14 protein-coding genes are annotated in these 18,097 nt (G+C 58.5%); 5 read left to right on the top strand and 9 right to left on the bottom strand.

Annotated elements, in window-relative coordinates:
- The first annotated feature begins 150 nt into the window (after nucleotides 1–150).
- Both AB8B75_RS06500 and ptsP read left to right on the top strand, forming a co-directional pair.
- Nucleotides 151–1,389 (top strand): aspartate kinase, encoded by a 1,239-nt coding sequence (locus tag AB8B75_RS06500; protein ID WP_405360797.1) that lies wholly within the window; start codon nucleotides 151–153, stop codon nucleotides 1,387–1,389.
- 105 nt (nucleotides 1,390–1,494) lie between these two features.
- Nucleotides 1,495–3,681 carry a phosphoenolpyruvate--protein phosphotransferase gene (gene ptsP, locus AB8B75_RS06505; RefSeq protein WP_405360906.1) on the top strand — a complete coding sequence of 729 codons (2,187 nt, stop codon included), beginning with the start codon at nucleotides 1,495–1,497 and terminating at the stop codon, nucleotides 3,679–3,681.
- Nucleotides 3,682–3,991: 310 nt separating this feature from the next.
- Here the strand turns inward: ptsP and AB8B75_RS06510 are convergent, their stop codons facing one another.
- Together AB8B75_RS06510 and AB8B75_RS06515 are read right to left on the bottom strand one after the other, a co-directional pair.
- Complete coding sequence (locus AB8B75_RS06510; protein ID WP_405360799.1) at nucleotides 3,992–5,530, bottom strand: ankyrin repeat domain-containing protein; 1,539 nt, start codon at nucleotides 5,528–5,530, stop codon at nucleotides 3,992–3,994.
- 226 nt (nucleotides 5,531–5,756) lie between these two features.
- The gene (locus AB8B75_RS06515) at nucleotides 5,757–6,584 is read right to left on the bottom strand and encodes a LysR family transcriptional regulator (RefSeq protein WP_405360801.1); all 828 of its coding nucleotides are present in this window, start codon (nucleotides 6,582–6,584) and stop codon (nucleotides 5,757–5,759) included.
- 84 nt (nucleotides 6,585–6,668) lie between these two features.
- Between AB8B75_RS06515 and AB8B75_RS06520 the strand changes: the two genes are divergently transcribed.
- The gene (locus AB8B75_RS06520; RefSeq protein WP_405360803.1) at nucleotides 6,669–7,655 is read left to right on the top strand and encodes an aldo/keto reductase; all 987 of its coding nucleotides are present in this window, start codon (nucleotides 6,669–6,671) and stop codon (nucleotides 7,653–7,655) included.
- A 27-nt stretch (nucleotides 7,656–7,682) separates the two neighbouring features.
- On the opposite strand, the gene AB8B75_RS06525 is transcribed toward AB8B75_RS06520, so the two are convergent.
- From AB8B75_RS06525 to AB8B75_RS06545, 5 genes are all read right to left on the bottom strand, one after another.
- Nucleotides 7,683–8,966: a TRAP transporter large permease gene (locus AB8B75_RS06525; RefSeq protein WP_405360805.1), complete on the bottom strand. Its 1,284-nt coding sequence runs from the start codon at nucleotides 8,964–8,966 to the stop codon at nucleotides 7,683–7,685.
- A 9-nt stretch (nucleotides 8,967–8,975) separates the two neighbouring features.
- Nucleotides 8,976–9,503, bottom strand: coding sequence for a TRAP transporter small permease (locus tag AB8B75_RS06530; RefSeq protein WP_405360806.1), 528 nt, complete (start codon nucleotides 9,501–9,503; stop codon nucleotides 8,976–8,978).
- Between the two features lie 76 nt (nucleotides 9,504–9,579).
- Nucleotides 9,580–10,560: a TRAP transporter substrate-binding protein gene (locus tag AB8B75_RS06535; protein ID WP_405360808.1), complete on the bottom strand. Its 981-nt coding sequence runs from the start codon at nucleotides 10,558–10,560 to the stop codon at nucleotides 9,580–9,582.
- Between the two features lie 254 nt (nucleotides 10,561–10,814).
- Nucleotides 10,815–11,330, bottom strand: coding sequence for a peroxiredoxin family protein (locus tag AB8B75_RS06540; protein ID WP_405360810.1), 516 nt, complete (start codon nucleotides 11,328–11,330; stop codon nucleotides 10,815–10,817).
- Between the two features lie 18 nt (nucleotides 11,331–11,348).
- Complete coding sequence (locus AB8B75_RS06545; protein ID WP_405360812.1) at nucleotides 11,349–12,050, bottom strand: GntR family transcriptional regulator; 702 nt, start codon at nucleotides 12,048–12,050, stop codon at nucleotides 11,349–11,351.
- 1,168 nt (nucleotides 12,051–13,218) lie between these two features.
- Here AB8B75_RS06545 and araD point away from each other — a divergent pair.
- Nucleotides 13,219–14,952, top strand: a complete 1,734-nt coding sequence (araD, locus tag AB8B75_RS06550; RefSeq protein WP_405360814.1) for an L-arabinonate dehydratase — start codon at nucleotides 13,219–13,221, stop codon at nucleotides 14,950–14,952.
- Nucleotides 14,953–14,974: 22 nt separating this feature from the next.
- Here araD and AB8B75_RS06555 read toward each other — a convergent pair whose 3' ends face one another.
- A complete protein-coding gene (locus AB8B75_RS06555) occupies nucleotides 14,975–15,967 on the bottom strand; it encodes an aldo/keto reductase (RefSeq protein ID WP_405360816.1) in 993 nt (330 codons plus the stop codon).
- 179 nt (nucleotides 15,968–16,146) lie between these two features.
- On the opposite strand from AB8B75_RS06555, the gene AB8B75_RS06560 reads away from it, so the two are divergent.
- Nucleotides 16,147–16,452, top strand: coding sequence for a DUF4389 domain-containing protein (locus tag AB8B75_RS06560; protein WP_405360818.1), 306 nt, complete (start codon nucleotides 16,147–16,149; stop codon nucleotides 16,450–16,452).
- 119 nt (nucleotides 16,453–16,571) lie between these two features.
- Here the strand turns inward: AB8B75_RS06560 and AB8B75_RS06565 are convergent, their stop codons facing one another.
- Complete coding sequence (locus AB8B75_RS06565; RefSeq protein WP_405360820.1) at nucleotides 16,572–18,044, bottom strand: hypothetical protein; 1,473 nt, start codon at nucleotides 18,042–18,044, stop codon at nucleotides 16,572–16,574.
- Nucleotides 18,045–18,097: the final 53 nt, after the last annotated feature.

The following is an 18,097-nucleotide window of genomic DNA, read 5'->3' on the forward strand; positions in this document are numbered from 1 at the left end:
GGCAAGCCGCCACGCGAAGCTGTCAGCTGCGCAGCGCAGCTGAATGGGTGCGCGCCTCGCACGGCAGAGTTCCACCAGAAAAACCTGTGTTGGCTTGTGTGTTGAGCCAACTGCGCGTACACCCGCCGCGACTAATGCGAGGGGCACATCATGCCTGTTTTGGTGATGAAATTTGGGGGCACGTCGGTGGCCACCCTGGACCGCATTCGGCGGGCGGCGAAACGCGTCGGGGTGGAGGTGGCAAAAGGCTACGATGTCATTGTGATCGTATCGGCCATGTCGGGCAAGACCAACGAGCTGGTGGGTTGGGTTGGCGAGACCTCGCCGCTCTATGATGCGCGCGAATATGATGCGGTTGTGTCCTCGGGCGAGAATGTGACAGCCGGGCTGATGGCGTTGACCTTGCAGGAGATGGATGTGCCGGCGCGCAGCTGGCAGGGCTGGCAGGTGCCGGTTCAGACCACCTCGGCGCACTCTGCCGCACGTATCGAAGACATCCCCCCCGCGAACATTCTGACCAAGTTTGCGGAAGGCATGCGGGTGGCGGTGGTTGCCGGTTTTCAAGGGGTGAGTCCGGAAGGGCGTATCACGACCTTGGGGCGGGGCGGATCAGACACCACGGCGGTGGCTTTCGCAGCGGCCTTTGAGGCGGAGCGCTGTGATATCTACACCGATGTCGATGGGGTTTACACAACAGACCCACGGGTGTCGCCCAAGGCGCGCAAACTGGATAAGATCTCTTTTGAGGAGATGTTGGAATTGGCCTCTCTGGGGGCCAAGGTTTTGCAGACGCGATCTGTCGAGCTGGCGATGCGGTACAAGGTCAAGCTGCGGGTGTTGAGCAGTTTTGAAGAGCAATCAGATGATGCGGGCACATTGGTCTGCGCCGAGGAGGAAATCATGGAAAGAAATGTGGTGGCCGGTGTGGCTTTTTCGCGGGACGAGGCCAAGATGACCCTTGTGAGTGTTGCTGACCGTCCCGGCATCGCGGCCAGTATCTTCACCGCGCTCAGTGACGGTGGGGTGAATGTCGATATGATCGTGCAAAACATCTCGGAAGAAGGGCGCACGGATATGACCTGGTCCTGCCCGACCGATCAAGTAGTTCGGGCGCAAAAAGCCGTGGCTGAAGCCAAGGAACAGGGCGTTATAAACTACCACGACGTGATTGCAGATACGGATGTGGCCAAGGTTTCAGTGGTGGGTATCGGGATGCGCAGCCATACGGGTGTGGCTGCTAAGATGTTTCAGGTGTTGAGTGCGGAAGGCATCAACATCAAGGTGATTACAACATCCGAGATCAAGATTTCTGTCTTGATTGACCGGAAATACATGGAACTCGCCGTACAGGCGCTGCATGATGCATTCGAGCTTGAAAAAGTGGCCTGATTTGCGCGCAAAGCGCATCAGAGCAGTTGATGGAGGAGGAGCGCGCGCGTGGCTGAACGTCAGGAGACTGGTTCGCGCAAGCTGCTAGGGCGGCTGCGAGACGCGATGGCGGGCAATGTCGAAGGGCAGGCGCGTCTGAACAAGATCACCCATTTGATTGCGGACAGCATGACTTGTGAAGTCTGCTCGATCTATCTGTTTCGCGACCAGGACACGCTTGAGCTTTGTGCCACCGAAGGCCTCAACCAGGACGCGGTGCACCAGACCCGGATGAAACTGGGCGAAGGCCTTGTGGGCATGGTTGCGCGGCGCAGGCAGGTGGTGAACACGGCGGATGCCCCGCAAACCAAGGGCTTTCGCTACATGCCCGAGACCGGCGAAGAGGTCTTTCCCAGTTTCCTCGGAGTGCCGATCCAGAGGCTCGGCGACGCGCTGGGCGTTCTGGTGGTGCAGTCCAGAAACGCGCGGGAATTCCTGCTGGATGAGGTTTATGCGCTGGAAGTCGTGGCGATGGTTCTGGCAGAGATGACGGAACTGGGTGCGTTTGTGGGCGAGGGGGCTGCGATGTCTGCGCGGCATTTGCAGCCAGCGATGTACCGCGGCACGGTCGGGCAAGAAGGTGCGGCGGAAGGACATGTCTGGCTGCACGAGCCGCGCGTTGTGGTGACCAACCCGATAGCGGATGACCCTGTGCGCGAGCTGGAACGGCTGCGCGAAGCGGTGGAGCAGCTGCGCGTTGGCGTCGACAAGATGCTGGAGATTGCCGGTAATCACGACAAAGATCAGCAACAAGTGCTGGAAGCCTACCGTATGTTTGCCAATTCCAAAGGCTGGATGCGGCGGATGGAGGAGGATATTGCCAACGGGCTTTCTGCCGAGGCTTCGGTTGAAAAGGAACAATCGCTGGCGCGTGCGCGCATGGGGCAGGTCACGGATAACTACCTGCGTGACCGGCTGAGTGATCTGGATGATCTCAGCAATCGGCTGCTGCGTATTTTAACCGGGCAAGGGGCAGATACCGGGGCGGAAATGCCTGCTGACCCGATCCTGATTGCACGTAACATCGGCCCGGCGGAGCTTTTGGAATATGGTCGCAGCCTCAAAGGCATCGTGCTGGAGGAAGGCTCGGTGGGCAGTCATGCGGCCATCGTGGCACGCGCCCTGGCGATTCCGTTGGTGGTGCATGCAAGCGGGGTGACCACCGAAGCCCTGAACGGGGACCATATCATGGTCGACGGCGAGCAAGGCATTGCGCATCTGCGCCCCGACGACACTGTGGTGGCGGCCTTTCGCGACAAGATCGCCATGCTGGCTGCCGCTCAAGAGCGCTATGCCTCGATCCGGGACAAACCCGCCGAAACACCCGATGGCGCGGTGATTTCCATGCATATGAACGCAGGCCTGATGGCGGATTTGCCGTCGCTGCCGAATTCCGGCGCCGAGGGCGTTGGGCTGTTCAGAACCGAACTGCAGTTTTTGGTGCGCGATAAGATGCCACGCAGGTCCGACCTGGTGGCGCTATATGCGCGGGTTCTGGATTCGGCAAAGGGCAAGCGCGTGGTGTTCCGAACGCTGGACATCGGCTCCGACAAAGTGCTGCCCTATATGAAGCCAAATGATGAGCCGAACCCGGCGTTGGGCTGGCGCGCCATACGGGTAGGTCTGGACAAGCCGGGCATCATGCGGATGCAGTTGCAAGCCTTGATCCGCGCAGCAGACGGGCGGCCACTGACGATCATGTTCCCCTTTGTGGCGCAGTTCGAGGAATACCGCGCCGCGCGCCGCCTTTTGGACAAGACAATGGCGGCAGAAGAACGGCTGGGTCATATCTTGCCCGAGCACATTGAGGTTGGCGCCATGCTGGAGACGCCCAGTCTGGCTTTTGCACCGGTCAAGTTCTTTGAGGAGGTCGATTTCCTGTCCATCGGGGGCAATGACCTGAAGCAGTTCTTCTTTGCGGCGGACCGCGAAAATGAACGGGTGCGGCGGCGTTATGATACGCTCAACGTGTCGTTTCTGAGTTTTCTGGAAGGGATCGTGGAGCGTTGTGCAAAGACCAACACTCCCGTGTCGTTCTGTGGTGAGGATGCCGGGCGCCCGGTGGAAGCCATGTGTCTGGCGGCCATCGGTTTGCGCAGCCTGTCGATGCGGCCAGCCTCCATTGGCCCGGTCAAAAGCCTGCTGCGGCGATCCGATCTGGACGCGGTACGCAAGGTCATCGCGGATGCGCGCCATCGCGGCGAGATGTCTGTGCGCCCCTCGGTCATGGAATGGTTGCGCACGCAGGGGTGACGCCGGTTCGATCAGCGGAACGGGGTTTTGCTGTCATCGTTACACGGCGCTTTTCCAGTACAGTTGCAGGTCAATGGCTCAACTGACAGGCGCATGACGCTTGAGGCCCGGAGACGGATGGGTGCCGTAGAGTAAAAGGCCCAGCCTCTGGTCTGGGTCTCACGCGCCATGCGCATGCGGATTTGGCAGGTCTTGATGCGCTCTTTGGCAGCGGCGGGGTCAACAGGTCAAACCGGGTCCTGAATTTGCGCGGTTTTTCAGGAGCTACGGAAACCTGTTGATCCGCACCAGAGGTCAGAGAAGGTCAGGCCTAGGCCGCACCGCCCTCCACCACTTGTGCGGGATGCTGCTCCGCCCAGGCCAGCAAAAACTCGGAAATGTTGCTGTCGCCGGTCAATTCCATTGCGCGGCGCGGCAGCAATACGCCCGCCTGCAAGGCCAGCTCAAGGCACGAAATGTAGTCGCGGTCTTGCCTTTGTGGGCAGTTTTCCGACCCGTGCAGGATGGTGGACAGAAGCGTGCCGCCGTAGCTGTTGACGTGATCCAGATCCGGTTTGAGCGAGAGCAGATAGGCCAACATATCCGGAAGGCCTTTCCACCCGGCCACCTGTACCGGTGTCAGCCCTTCGGTGTCCGGCCGGTCATTCTCAATCCCCAGTGCCACAAGACGTCGCACGTGGCCCAGTTTGCCTGGCAAATGCAAGATCATGCGAATGATGTTGCAATAGGCGTCGGGTACGTCTGCAGGGGACAAGCGGTGTGTTGTCGGCCCCTCCGCAGCGGCGGCCAGTGCCGTTTCAACGCGGGTGAGCGTGGTGTCCGCACCGCGTTCTTCCAGCAACCGGGCCAGCGCGGCATTGCCGAAGACACGTGCATAAGCATAGGGCGTGGCCCCTTCAAAGCGCCGGTTCGCATTGGCACCATTGTCCATGAGCAATGTGATCATCTCCGTCCCGGCCATTCTGCGCGCGGCCTGATGCAGGGCCGGCACAACCCAGGGTGCTTCGCCGCCCACATGCGACCCGTCGAAATCATCCACCCGAGCCCCATGGTCGATTAACATTTGCACGGCTGTGTTGTCGTGGAAATCCATGGCCCGAAGCAGAGCATTTGTGCCTTTTGGGTTGGCGCCATGCGACAGCAGCATCCGCAGGCCGTGGTGATGGCCCAATTCCGTCGCGTGATAAAGACTCTCGTCATCATTCGGGTTGGCGCCCTTCTCAAGCAGCCATTTTCCAAGGATCATATTGTCGGCATGTCCGATCGCAAAATAGAGCGGCGAAAGCCGGTAGTCATTGCCGTCATATACGGGCGCGCCTGCGTCGAGATCTGCGCCCCTATCCCGGAGCGCATCTGCGATGGCGATCATGTCATCGGCCAGGTCAGGCGCGTGATGGATCCACTTTGAACGGGCCAATATCGTCAGCGGCGGTGCCAGGTTGCCGATCAGTTCCGTGGCCAGATGCGGCTGGGTGGTGAGAAACTGCATCGTTTCCGTTTTGCGGTAAAGGCCCAGACAAAGCGCAAAATCGCCTTGCGCAAGGTCGGGGGTATCGTTCAGCAACTGATCTGCAACGCTGAAATGCCCTCGGGTCACGGCCAGTTTCAGACGCTGCCGTTTGGTGGCTTTGTCCATCCCGAGCATGTCAGCCGCGAATTTGAGCGCGGGCCAGGACGGGAAGCTGTTTTCGCGGGCGATGACATGCAGGTAGTCTGCGTGTTTGAGGGTCGCGCCATCGCGGCGCGGGGGGTAATTCGTGATCCGTTGACGGGCGTGTGTGTCACCAGCCAGATGTTTTTTGCGAAGGTTTTTTGCGTCGCGGCGCAGTTGGGTCAGTGATTTGGTCATCGGTGTCCTCATTTTCGGCCCGACGGTCCGCTGGGATCGGGCATGAGACATACCGAAGAGAGGTTGTCGATCTGAGTTCAGGGTGCCGATGACGGCTTTCCGCGGACCTGGAGGCTTACCCGAAAGCCTTCCCATTTTAGACTGCTGAAGCGCCCCTCGCAAGGTTCTTTGGGATACCGGGGGCCTGCGTCTGATCGTGCCGGTCTTTGTGCCACAGGGGACCCCGTCACCGGTGGTGAGGTTGCGATCTCAAGACCATGTGGATGCGGTCAATGGTCCGGCGCACATCGGGCAGGAACCGGTCTTCGTGATGCGTGACCAGCCATTGATCATGCATCAGATCGTCAATGAGCGGCGAAACTTGCGTTAACTCGGCGCATTGCGTGCCGATAAATGTGGGCAGCACGGCGCGGGCGGCACCGGCGCGCGCCAAGTCCAGCGCGTTGCGGGAGCTGGTGACTTCGATGGTATCCGCGCCTGTTGCCGCCGATTGCGTCCATTTTGCCGAAGGGGTCGCGCCGATCACCTGCGCCCAGGTTTCGCATGCGGCATCGCGGGCATAAACGGCGAATTGCACGCGGGCGACCTTGCGCCCGGCGAGGCCTGGGCCTTCGGGGCGGTGGTTGCGGATACCGATGAGGGCTTCGCGTCGGCCGATGTCGGCCACGGCGTCATCCGCGATAAAGCGCAAACGCACCGGGTCCGACCCTACGATCTGGCGGGCCTGTGCGCAGAGCAGATGCGTCACCCACAGCCCGGCAGAGACTTTGACCGTGGGGACGGAGGCTGTGGACCCAGCGCCAAGGCTTGCGTGCAACTGTGCCTCCAGTTCGGTGGCCTTGGTCAGAAGCGCCTGTCCTTCGTCGGTCAGCGCGTATCCCCGGGGCAGCCGCCGAAACAGCTCCTGACCCAGCCGACGTTCCAGAGCCAACATGCGCCGTCCCAGTGTCGGGGCGCTTTTTTGTGTTGATGCGGTGGCTGCTGCAAGGCCGCCGCCACGGGCCACGGCCAGAAACAGACGCAGATCGTCCCAGTCAAAGCTCATTTCATTCATGAAACGATCATTACAATACGTTTCATTTCATTGGAATGACCAAGCGGGTACTTCAGCACCAATTGCAAGAATTGGAGACACCAGATGACATTTTCCGACACAGGCATTCAACCACTGGGCATGGGGTGCTGGCCCATCGGAGGGGCCATGTATGCTGGCGACGCCTCTTTGGGTTACTCGCATGCAGATGACGGCGAGGCTATCCGCACGATCCATGCGGCGCTGGATCACGGGATCAGCCTGTTTGACACCGCCGCCGCCTATGGCGCGGGCCATTCGGAACGGTTGCTGGCGCAGGCGCTCAAGCATCGGCCGGAGGCTGTTGTGGTGACCAAGATCGGCATCGCCGTGGACGAAGACACCCGGCAGCTGACATTTGGGGACACCGATCCCGCGCGCGTTCTTCCGGCGATTGACGACTGTCTGCGACGGTTGGAGCGTGGGTGCATCGATTTGGTTTTGCTGCATGACAACAAACTGCCGGTCGCGGCGGCTGAACCGATATTCGAAGAGATGGAAAAGGCGCGTCTGGCTGGGAAAATAAAGGGCTTTGGCTGGAGCACGGATTTTTCGGACAGCGTGGCTGCGGTGGCCACGCGCCCGGGTTTTGAGGCGGTGGAACATGCGATGAACGTGTTTGTGGATGCGCCGCGCGTCCAGCAGGTGGTTCAGGCGCACAAGCTCGCAGCGCTCATTCGCTCGCCGCTGGCGATGGGGATGCTGACCGGCAAGTATGAGGCTGGGACAACCCTGCAAAGTGGCGACATCCGGGCCGGTTCGAACCTTGTGATAGACTACTTCAAGGACGCGCAGCCGAACCCGTATTTCCTGGAGAAACTCGATGCGGTGCGCGCCTTGCTGACCACGGACGGGCGATCTTTGGTGCAGGGGGCCATTGGGTGGCTCTGGGCCAAAGACAGTGCGAATATTCCCATTCCCGGCGCCCGAACGGTGGCGCAGATCGAAGGGATCGCCGGGGCATTGGCATTCGGGGCCTTGCCCTCGGGTGTGATGACGGAGATCGACGGGTTGATCGGACATGACCTGACTGTGCCCGAGCAGGAGTTGTAGGCCGTTGGTCGGGTTGGGTGTGCGGTGTCAGCCGCCGATCAACTGGGGCAGCGTCAGCGAGATGGCAGGCACAAAGGTGATCAGCATGAGCGCAATCAAGATGGCGATGTAGAACGGCCAGATGGTGCGCACGGCCTTTTCCATCGGCAGTTTGCCCACGGCGCAACCAACGAAGAGACAGGAGCCAACCGGTGGCGTGCACAGGCCGAGCCCCAGGTTGACCAGCAGGATCATCCCGAATTGCAGCGGGTCGATCCCAAGGGTATTGGCCACCGGCAAGAAGATCGGGGTGCAGATCAGGATCAGCGCCGCCATGTCCATGATCATGCCGAGCACCAGCAAGACCAGGTTAATCATCAGCAGGATCAAAATGGGGTTGTCCGTCAGCCCGGTCAGCAGATCGACGGTTTTATTGGGCACCCGGTAGAAGGTTAGCATATAGGCAAAGGCGCCAGCGCAGGCGATCAGGATCATGACCATGGCGGTTGTTTTCACCGCTTGAGCCACGGCGAGGCGAAACTTTTCCCAAGTGATTGAGCGGTAGACCAGCAGGGTTACGACGAAGGCGTAGATGGCGCCGAACGCACCGGATTCGGTCACGGTAAAAACGCCGGAGAGGACGCCGCCCACGATGATCACGGCGGTCAGGAGACCGGGAATGGCCCCGAAGAAGGCAAGGGCGAGCGCGGTCCAACCGGGGAAGGGTTCGGCCTGATAGCCGCGTTTGACGGCCACCAGATAGGCGGCGAGCGCAAGGCAGAGGCACATCAGGATGCCCGGCACAACGCCAGCGAGGAAAAGCTTCGAGATCGAGATGCCGCCGCCGGCGGCGATGGCGAAGATGATCATGTTGTGGCTGGGCGGGATGATGATGCCCGCGATGGAGGAGGTGACAGTGACATTGACCGCGTAGTCTGCGTCATAGCCCTTTTCCTTCATCACCGGCACCAGGATCGATCCGAGTGCGGAGATGTCGGCAATGGCTGAGCCTGAGATGCCGCCGAAGAGCATGGAGGAGAACACATTGACGATGCCGAGCCCGCCCCGCACCGCGCCAACGGCAGCGGAGGCAAAGCGCACAAGGCGCATTGCAATGCCGCCATGAAACATCAGCTCACCTGCAAAGATGAAGAAGGGGATCGCCATCAGGGCAAAGACGTTGATGCCGCTGACAATGCGCTGAAAGCCGATCATTAGCGGCAGGCCCTCGTACCAGAAGGCCGCGATGGCGGATATGCCGAGCGCAAAGGCCACCGGCGTGCCGATCGCCACGCAGAGGGCGAAAAGTCCCAAAAGAACCAAGAGGCCCATGCGTAATACCTATTCTATGCTGTCTGTTCGGGCGTCAACGCCCAGGGCCAGGCGGATGAGGTGGCCCAGTGAAAAGAGCAGGATAAGTGCGCCACCAATGGTCAGGGGCAAAGAGCGCAGCCCTTCCGGTAACTGGATCAAAGGGATGAGAGAGCCCCATTTAAAGAGGGTCAGCTGAGCGCCGTACCACAGCATGAGCCCGCCAAAACCGGCCATGGTCAGATCGGTTATGATGACAAAAACCTTGCGTACATGGGGTGGAACTGCGGTGCGCAGAACCGACACGGACAGATGTGTGTTTTCATGCACACCGACAGCGGCCCCCAAGAAGGCGATGAGCATGACCAGCAGCAGCGCCACCTGCTCCACCCAGGTGGGTGTCGCGTTCAGCACGTAACGGCCAAACACCAGCCAGCCGAATATGACGGTCAAAATCACCAGCGCGACGCCTGTCAAAACACGACAGACAAAGGCAAGCCCATCGAGGGTTGCGTCCATACGACGTAGAGCAGGGGGAAGTGTGGGGGCATCGCGCATTGAAACTCTCCGTGAAAAAAGCGCCCGGCTCCAGGCAATTGGGGCCGGGCGCTCTCAAATCATACAGGAAGCTTGATTATTCAGTGGCCTGAATGAGCTCCACCAAAGCGCGCAGATCCGGGTTCGTTTCAAAGTAGGCTTCATAGACCGGCGCCATGGCGGCTTGGAATGGTGCCTTGTCGGCGACTTCGTTGACGACCACACCTGCGGCTTCGACCGCCTCGCGGCTTGACGCTTCACGCGCGTTCCACAGGTCACGCTGCATCAAAGCTGATTCTTGTGCAGCTTCCAGCACAGCCGCTTTCATGTCATCCGACAGCGCGTTGAATGTGCCTGCATTGATACAAATGCACTCCGGAATGATCAGGTGCTGGGATAGCGAATAGTAGCCTGCAACTTCAAAGTGACCGGTAGATTCGTAAGAGGGCCAGTTGTTTTCCGCACCATCGACAACGCCGGTTTTCAACGCCTGATAGACTTCCGCAAAAGCCATCGGCGAAGGGTTTCCGCCCAGTTCGGAAATCATGCCGGTGAAGAGGTCGTTGTTCATTACACGCACCTTCATGCCTTCGACATCGGCTGGCGTGTTGATGGCTTTTTCACCGTTGTAGAAGGACCGCGCGCCGGCGTCATACCATGCCAAAGGCTGCAAGCCTTTTTCGGCCATGCCTGCCGCGATGGCTTTGCCGCCCTCACCGTCGAGCACCCGGAACATGTGGGGCACGTCTTTAAAGACAAAAGGCAAGGATACAACGTTGGCGGCGGCCGCAATGGGACCGATTGGGCCAAGGTTGAAATTGCCGATTTCGAGACCGCCCAGGCGTACCTGCTCGATCGCATCAGGCTGGCTGCCCAGGGTGCCGCCGTGGAACATCTGAAGCGTGATTTCGCCATTGGTCTTTTCAGCAAGTAGCTCGGCGAATTTGTCCATGGCGACGGTATTTGGATAGCCGTCCACGTGGATGTTCCAGCCGCGCCAGTTCTCTGCACTGGCCGCACATCCCAATACGGAAATGGCGACAGCTCCGATGAGTGTCTTGGTTAGTTTGTTGAACATGATGTCCTCCCTTTGGTTTTGACCCGGTTAAACCCGCCATCTGGTCCCTTGCAGCATTCAAAACAATTGCTGTGAATCGTGCCTGATTTTGGTGTAGGTCTGTATGGTCATGCTTAAAGGAAGACTAGTATACCAGAATTGTCAACTGGGAATGCGCGTGTGTTCACGCCGTTTGTTGAGCACCCAGATCTTGGCACCGGTCGAATCCCGGAATAGACAAAAACTGAAGGCAAAGATGCACGGCTCTTCGGAGGTCAAGCAGTCCCTCGCACAGGGCGGTCATTGTCGATGTTGAAAATCATACCATCCAAGAGCTCTTCGAGATCAGGGCGCGCAGCTGGGCCGTTAGAGATGTCCACAAGCATCAATGTGCCGTCCGGCTTTATCCCAAAGGCGCCCGGTTCGGCAAATCTGGTGGTGGTTTCCGCATCCGACAGTGGGTCGGAGACGTAGAGCCCCAAAGACCGCATCTGCGGTTCGGTCAGCCCGTGGCAAAGCTCGAAGTCCCATCCGAACTCCTCCTTGTCCGCGCGCGCTTTTTCCAGAGAATCAGCGGAGACGATCACAACATCGATTTTGGAGGTCCAGGCGGGTAGCACGGCGTTGAGCTTGTTCAAAAACCGTTTGCAGCGCGGGCAATGGCGCCCTCTGTAAACAAACAGCATGGTCCAGCGGTCCTTGGGATCACCAATAGAGATCGTCTCGCCCTGCAAATTTGGAAAGCTCAACGCACCAATGGGTGCCGCGACGCGGGGTTTTGGGTGGGTCATGGGGATGCCTTACGTGCTCTAGAGGTCCTGAAGTGTTTCACGTTCAAAGTAATTCGCATTGGTGACGGAAATCTGCTCGATTGTGTCGTCCAGCCGAGACAGGTGCCGCATGCCGGTTTCAACCGCTTTCTCGACATCGTGGCTTTTGACCGCCTCTGCCATCTCGCGGTGATCGGCCACAAGTTCGGGCATGCGATCGCCCTTTGACAGGCTGAGAATGCACAGCCGGTCTACTTTGGATTTTTCGGTCATGATCACGTCAAAGGCGAAACTGGCCTTCGCAATGGCGCATAGTGTTTTGTGAAATTCATAGTCGAGCCTGCCAAAAGCGTCGACGTCGTTGTCCTGGATCGCCTGTTCCTGAGCGGCAATGGCACGGTCCAGTTCTGCCGCACCCAGGGCATCGCATTGGCGCGCCGCGCGGCGTAAGACCTCCTGCTCGACAGCCGCGCGAACAAACCGAGATTTGACAATGGCGCGCGAAGAGAACCTTTTTACTTCTGTTGCGCGCTGCGGGCGGATCAGCAAAAGATCGAGGGTGGCCAGCCGGCTGAAAGCATCCCGTACCGGTTGACGCGAAACGCCGAATTGCGCAGCTATATCCGCCTCGGAGATTTTGTCGCCCGGGCGCAAACGCAAGGACAGGATTTCGTCATGAAGATGGTCAAATATCTCGTCGACGCTGGTGCGCCGTTCGCCCAATTGTGTTGCTTGCGCCATTGCGCCCTCTCCAATTTGCTACGTCCATCCATTTTGACACGGCTTAGGCAGGACTTGTGCCCGTGTCGGTGCGCCTGCACTTGAGATATGTAAGTATCGCCACAGTCGATACGCACTGGCATACCAGTTCACTGACTAGTATACCAGTCTCAACGCAAATGAGAAAGCTCCGGATGTGAAACTTGCCGGGCAAAACGCGATTCTGACCAGTGGGCATGTGACATCGGGCAGGCCGCCGCGCTGAATTGACCCGTTGTAGGCGCGAAAACTGCCAACAGTTCGTTTTCCAGCAGCACCGGTGCAGATGCTGCGGCATCGACGTACAGGTCTATAACCCGGGTGGCCAGACTGTCCGCAAGACCTGCTCCGAGATGCCGCGGGCGCTATGGAACGTGGTGATGGATTTGAACCTGACGAGCGCATCTGGATAGCCAAAGCCCGTCTCGCGTAGATGAAAACCGGTGCCATTATGAATTGGGCCAGTCAGTCCGAGCGTGATGGCGGTGGCACCGGCCAAACGGCTCGCCAACTTTGATGATACGACCAACTTGATTCTTGTTTCTAGCCTGCAGTGGCCCCCTATTGTTACCAGGGTCAACATTGCCACTCAAGGCGGCATGATCTTTGATGAGCCAGATTAGAGGGTCTTTGAGGCCAGAGGATCCCCTCGATCGCACGACTGACCGGGTGACCCGGCAAGATTTGCCGGATCTTTCAGAACTTTTGGTGATCGCCCTTTATTTCGCTCGAAACAGCGCAGTCAGTGCGCAGCATTCTCACGCGGATGTGCAATCGACCATTGTTACAAGTGGGTGATTTGGGCTGAGGCTCGTGGTTCGTGTTACAAAGGTGGGACTTGTGACAGTTTTGTTGTCCTTCAAATTTGCGCTGTGGCTGCGGGTATCGTGAACCTGGCACGCCTGCGGATTGTAACATGACGCGCCGCGATGATTTCCTGCGAAACAGTTAAAGATCGATTTGGCGGCCATGACCTGAGATCAACGTCGTTGCAGGCCCATGTGCAGCATTTCCGATGCGCTTTGCGCTTGCCGGTCGCGCAGGGTAATCGGAGCACTGCGGAAATGACAGCCCGGGGTGCGCGCTGAAGTGTGGCAAAGCACTGGAATTTGATTGTAGGTTCAGGGCAGCAGCACTGCGAGGGGCGTTCATGAAAAAGAAGACTTACAGCCAACTCCGTTCCGCGCGGTGGTTTGAACCGGATGATCTGAGGTCTTTCGGGCATCGGTCCCGGGCCATGCAGATGGGATTGTCACGTGAAGACTGGGACGGAAAACCGGTTATCGCCATTTTGAACACATGGTCCGAACTGCAGCCCTGTCACATGCATTTCAAGGACCGGGTCGAATTCGTCAAAAAAGGCGTGCTGCAGGCGGGGGGCATGCCGGTCGAAATTCCGGTGCACGCGCTGGGCGAACAATTGCTGAAACCGACGGCGATGCTCTACCGGAACATGGTTGCGATGGAGGTTGAAGAAGTGCTGCGGTCTCACCCGGTCGATGGCGCTGTTCTGATGGGCGGGTGCGACAAGTCCACCCCGGCACTTGTGATGGGGGCCGTCTCCATGGGGTTGCCGTTCATCTACCTGCCCGCCGGTCCCATGCTGCGCGGCAACTATGCGGGCAAGGTTCTGGGCTCTGGCGCCGATGCCTGGAAGTACTGGGATGAAAGGCGCGCAGGCCATATTTCGAAAGAGGAATGGCAGGGTGTCGAGGGCGGTATTGCGCGATCTTATGGGCATTGCATGACCATGGGGACCGCCAGCACCATGACCGCCATTGCGGAGGGGTTCGGTCTTTGCCTGCCCGGTGCGTCGTCCATTCCCGCCCCGGATGTGAACCATCAACGCATGAGTGCCGATTGCGGGCGCCGTATTGTGGATATGGTGTGGGAGGATCTGACGCCGGATCAGATCATCACCGAGGCAAGTACCCAAAATGCGGTCACGGTGGCAATGGCCACCGGGTGTTCCACTAATGCGATCATCCATTTGATCGCCATGGCGCGTCGGGCCGGGGTGCCGCTCGGGCTGGACGATCTGGATGCGATTGGGCGCACAACACCGGTGCTCGCCAATATCCGACCGTCTGGCAAAGACTACCTGATGGAAGATTTCTTCTATGCCGGTGGTCTGCCCGCGTTGATGGCGGAACTGGGCGACAAGTTGGATCGGCGTGTCCTGACGGTGACGGGCCAATCGCTGGGCAAGAACATCGAAAACGCGCAGAACTACAACAGCGACGTCATCCGTCCACTGGAGAATCCGGTCTATCACGAGGGGTCACTGGCGGTTCTGAAGGGCAATCTGGCACCGGATGGCGCGGTGATCAAACCGGCCGCGATGGACGCAAAATTCAGGGTGCATCGGGGGCCGGCACTGGTGGCCAATTCCTATGCGGAGATGAAGGCCATCATTGACGATGCGGATGCAGATATTACAGCAGATCATGTGTTGATCCTGCGCAATGCCGGTCCGCAAGGCGGCCCCGGGATGCCGGAATGGGGTATGATCCCGATGCCTTTGAAGCTGCTGAATGAAGGACACCGGGATATGGTGCGGCTGTCTGATGCCCGGATGAGCGGGACCAGTTATGGCGCGTGCATCCTGCATGTGGCGCCGGAGGCCTATGTCGGGGGCCCACTCGCCTTGATCGAGACCGGGGATATTATTGTTCTGGATGTCCCGAACCGGCGATTGGACGTGGAGTTGTCAGACGCAGAACTGGCGCGCCGTCGGGCAAATTGGCAGCAGCCAGAACCCCGTTATGCACGGGGCTATGGCTGGGTGTTCCTGAAGCACATCGAACAGGCGGACAAAGGCTGCGACTTCGATTTTCTCAAAACCGAGTTTGGCGCGCCGGTCTCTGAGCCTGAAATAAACTAGCGGGCCTCACTGGGCTTTCAGCTCAGCAATACCCCTCGATACCGATCCATTGCGCATGGGTGTAGCGGTCACCATGCGCCCAGCCGACCGGCAGTATTTCCTCAATGGCCCGCATCGTCTCAGGGGTCATCGCGACGTCACTGGCCGCGACGCAGTCTTTCAAATGAGCGGCGGAGCGTGTGCCGGGAATGGGGATCAGGTGGTCGCCTTGATTGAGGCACCAGGCCAGCGCCAAAGTGATCGGTGAAAGGCCCAAATCACCGGCGAGGGCTTTGAAACCTGCTATCTGTTGCAGGTTCTGACTGAAATTGGGTTCGGAAAAGCGCGGTGTGTCTTTTCTGAAGTGGCCCGGTTCGAATGTCGACGGGTCCGGCGGAACGGGGGCAAAAATGCCGCGCCCAAGCGGGGAAAAGGGGACAAACGCCACACCTAGCGCCGCGCAGGTCTGGATCATTCCCAACTCTGGCTGACGGGTCCAGAGGGAGTATTCGCTTTGCACCGCATCCACAGGGCCAACTGCATGTGCCCGGCGCAGAGAGGCAGGGGAAATCTCAGAAAACCCGACGCCGCCGATTTTCCCTTCGGTTTTGAAACGCAAAAGCGTTTCCATCACCTCCTCGATGGGCACATCCTGATCCCGGCGGTGCATGTAAAAGAGGTCGACATGGTCGAGGCCCAGTTTCGACAATGAGCCTTCGAGTTGGTCGCGCAGATACGCGGGTTTGTTGTTGAAACCGCGGATACCGGTTTCCGGATCGCGCCAGATACCTGCCTTGGTTGCAATCGTAAAACGGCCTGCATTTCCTTTCAGAAACGTACCGATGATTGTCTCGGAAACGCCCATGCCATAAACATTCGCCGTGTCGAGAAAGGTCACCCCGAAATCCAGGGCCGCGGAAAGCGTGTTGTGGGCTTCGGCCTCGGTGGTCGGGCCGTAAGAGCCTCCGAAACTCCAGCACCCCAACCCCACTTCCGAAACTTTTTTCCCGTCCTGACGAATTTGGCGCTTTTTCATGGTGACCCTCATGTGGTGTTAATGGTATTTTTCATCGCCACACTAATCTTCAATCGTGCGGTGCGAACAGGCAAAAATGTCTGCGCCCTGAATGCGGGTGCGACGCGGGTCTATTGCTTGAAAGCGCGGGCGGTGATTTGAGTAGGGGAATTTCTGTGGTTTGAATGGGAGCAGATCGGATGGACAAGGACGACGCGAAAATGGAAGGCCGCATACATGGCGAGCAAATGGAACCGCCGCAACCTGATAATATGCTATTGCGGTTGCTCTTTATGCTGTTGATCGCCGTCATGATCTCGATGGCACAAACGATTTTGGGTGTCGCAACCGTGATCCAGTTTGTCATCATGCTGGTGAACAGCAACCAACCCAATGAACGGTTGGCCGAATTTGGAACGGATCTGGGGGTCTGGGTGGCCAAGGCCGCGCGGTATCAGACGGCTGCCAGCAATGTTAAACCCTGGCCCTGGAGCGAATTGGACTAGAGCCATCCGGCCGCGCGTCGCCCGGTATCAGCGTTCGACCAGAGCCGTCTAATCAGACTGAAACACGTTTGAGACTGGTTCACGCAAACAAGAAAAAGAGCCATTGCCAGACCGTGCGCTCAAAAAGACCAGTCGCAGGTGTCTTTGGCATAGAATTCCACGCTCTGAAGAGCTTCAATCGGTGCGATTTCACTTGCGACGGCCACCAGATCCGCAACTGAACCGCCGTCACCATCGCAGATTTCGGCGTTGGTATCGTACAATTTCTCGTCCAGCATATCCAACCAAAAGTCCCAGGTTTGCAGGTCGTCCGGGGCGTTTGTGGCCAGGCGTTTCGCCTGGTTCAAAGCCTTGTCGAGGCTGTGGTCCGTGGCATGGTAGTGCACGAGGTACATATCATAGGGCGCTAGGTTGCGGGCGGTTTCAAAGTTGATTTCGGCGTCTTCCGATCTGTCCATATCAAGCTGTGCACGGCCCAAATCGCTCCAGGCGTAGGGATCGAGTATATCGACATCCACAGCCTGCTTGAAATAATCAATCGCCTCATCGTATTGACCCAGGCTCTGCAGGGTCTGCGCCTGAACCGTGCGGATAAAACCCTCGTCGGGCGCAAGTCGTGCAGCTTGCTCCAGAACATCCATTGCTTCCAGCAGGATTTCGCCATCGTCCAGTTCGTAGCCCAGTTCCGACAGCGCTTCGCCTTGCAACAGGAGGGACTGCGCTCTGACTGAGTCGTGGTGCGCGGCGTTACGAGACCAAAAACTTTCACGCCTACGCAGGTCATCGCCAACCTCGATCGCGTTGACACTGCGCTCATAGGCCAGATCATAGTCCTGATCATCCAGCGCGATCACACCGAGGAGCGCAGCGGCCTCTTCGGCGCCTGGCCCACGCTGCAACAGCAGTTCCGTAGAGATACGGACCGCATTGGCTTTCCAGCCTTCATAGCCATCAAAATAGTCATATCTGGCGGCGACCAGGGGATCGATCTCCTCCTCCAGCAAGTGAAGTGCGGTCTCGTGGAAATAGTCTTCCATGCTGAGGTCTTCGATCGGGCCCGCTGAAATGACGCGCGTGCCCTCGCCGGAAAAGACGCGGATCCGGAGCGACAGTTCACTGTGCGTACACCCACTGGTCAGACAGACAAATTCACCCGCGATGCGCGTCTGTGGCAAATTGAAAAGGGACCGCAGAACCTGGGTGATCCTCTGCAACGACAGGCCCGATCCCGGTTCGACGATGTCGAGCTGGCGCGATGCAGTCTGAATGCGCACGTTCTTTTTGTTGTCACCCGTGAAATGACGGATGTCTTCAATCGCGTCCCAAAGCATGTTGGAGGCGACAAGACCGTTATACCCTTCCTTGTTCAGCGTTTCGGGGACGCCAATTTCTTCCAGCACAATCGGGGTCCGTGCCAGATCCCGAGCGGCAATGACGAGGATGGCAATGACCGCCAGAACGGTGAAAACGCTCAAAACGGCGGAGCGCAGGAACACCAGATTGGCCAGGATGCGGTCTTTGAGGGATGGTCCGTTGGCCGCTGTGGAACGTTTTCCTCCCCGTGTGGCAATTCTATCGTTTGGGTCTAGCATATCAGTTTCCGCAAAAATTTAGTCTGCGCTATTTCTTGCACGGTTTATCGTTT

The sequence above is a fragment of the Roseobacter sp. genome, assembly GCF_045106495.1.
Classification (GTDB): domain Bacteria; phylum Pseudomonadota; class Alphaproteobacteria; order Rhodobacterales; family Rhodobacteraceae; genus Roseobacter.

What these genes read in the sequence shown, in the direction of transcription:
- AB8B75_RS06500 (WP_405360797.1), top strand. Translation starts at nt 151, where the DNA reads ATGCCTGTTTTGGTGATGAAATTTGGGGGCACGTCGGTGGCCACCCTG.
- ptsP (WP_405360906.1), top strand. Translation starts at nt 1,495, where the DNA reads ATGGCGGGCAATGTCGAAGGGCAGGCGCGTCTGAACAAGATCACCCAT.
- AB8B75_RS06510 (WP_405360799.1), bottom strand. Translation starts at nt 5,530, where the DNA reads ATGACCAAATCACTGACCCAACTGCGCCGCGACGCAAAAAACCTTCGC.
- AB8B75_RS06515 (WP_405360801.1), bottom strand. Translation starts at nt 6,584, where the DNA reads ATGAATGAAATGAGCTTTGACTGGGACGATCTGCGTCTGTTTCTGGCC.
- AB8B75_RS06520 (WP_405360803.1), top strand. Translation starts at nt 6,669, where the DNA reads ATGACATTTTCCGACACAGGCATTCAACCACTGGGCATGGGGTGCTGG.
- AB8B75_RS06525 (WP_405360805.1), bottom strand. Translation starts at nt 8,966, where the DNA reads ATGGGCCTCTTGGTTCTTTTGGGACTTTTCGCCCTCTGCGTGGCGATC.
- AB8B75_RS06530 (WP_405360806.1), bottom strand. Translation starts at nt 9,503, where the DNA reads ATGCGCGATGCCCCCACACTTCCCCCTGCTCTACGTCGTATGGACGCA.
- AB8B75_RS06535 (WP_405360808.1), bottom strand. Translation starts at nt 10,560, where the DNA reads ATGTTCAACAAACTAACCAAGACACTCATCGGAGCTGTCGCCATTTCC.
- AB8B75_RS06540 (WP_405360810.1), bottom strand. Translation starts at nt 11,330, where the DNA reads ATGACCCACCCAAAACCCCGCGTCGCGGCACCCATTGGTGCGTTGAGC.
- AB8B75_RS06545 (WP_405360812.1), bottom strand. Translation starts at nt 12,050, where the DNA reads ATGGCGCAAGCAACACAATTGGGCGAACGGCGCACCAGCGTCGACGAG.
- araD (WP_405360814.1), top strand. Translation starts at nt 13,219, where the DNA reads ATGAAAAAGAAGACTTACAGCCAACTCCGTTCCGCGCGGTGGTTTGAA.
- AB8B75_RS06555 (WP_405360816.1), bottom strand. Translation starts at nt 15,967, where the DNA reads ATGAAAAAGCGCCAAATTCGTCAGGACGGGAAAAAAGTTTCGGAAGTG.
- AB8B75_RS06560 (WP_405360818.1), top strand. Translation starts at nt 16,147, where the DNA reads ATGGACAAGGACGACGCGAAAATGGAAGGCCGCATACATGGCGAGCAA.
- AB8B75_RS06565 (WP_405360820.1), bottom strand. Translation starts at nt 18,044, where the DNA reads ATGCTAGACCCAAACGATAGAATTGCCACACGGGGAGGAAAACGTTCC.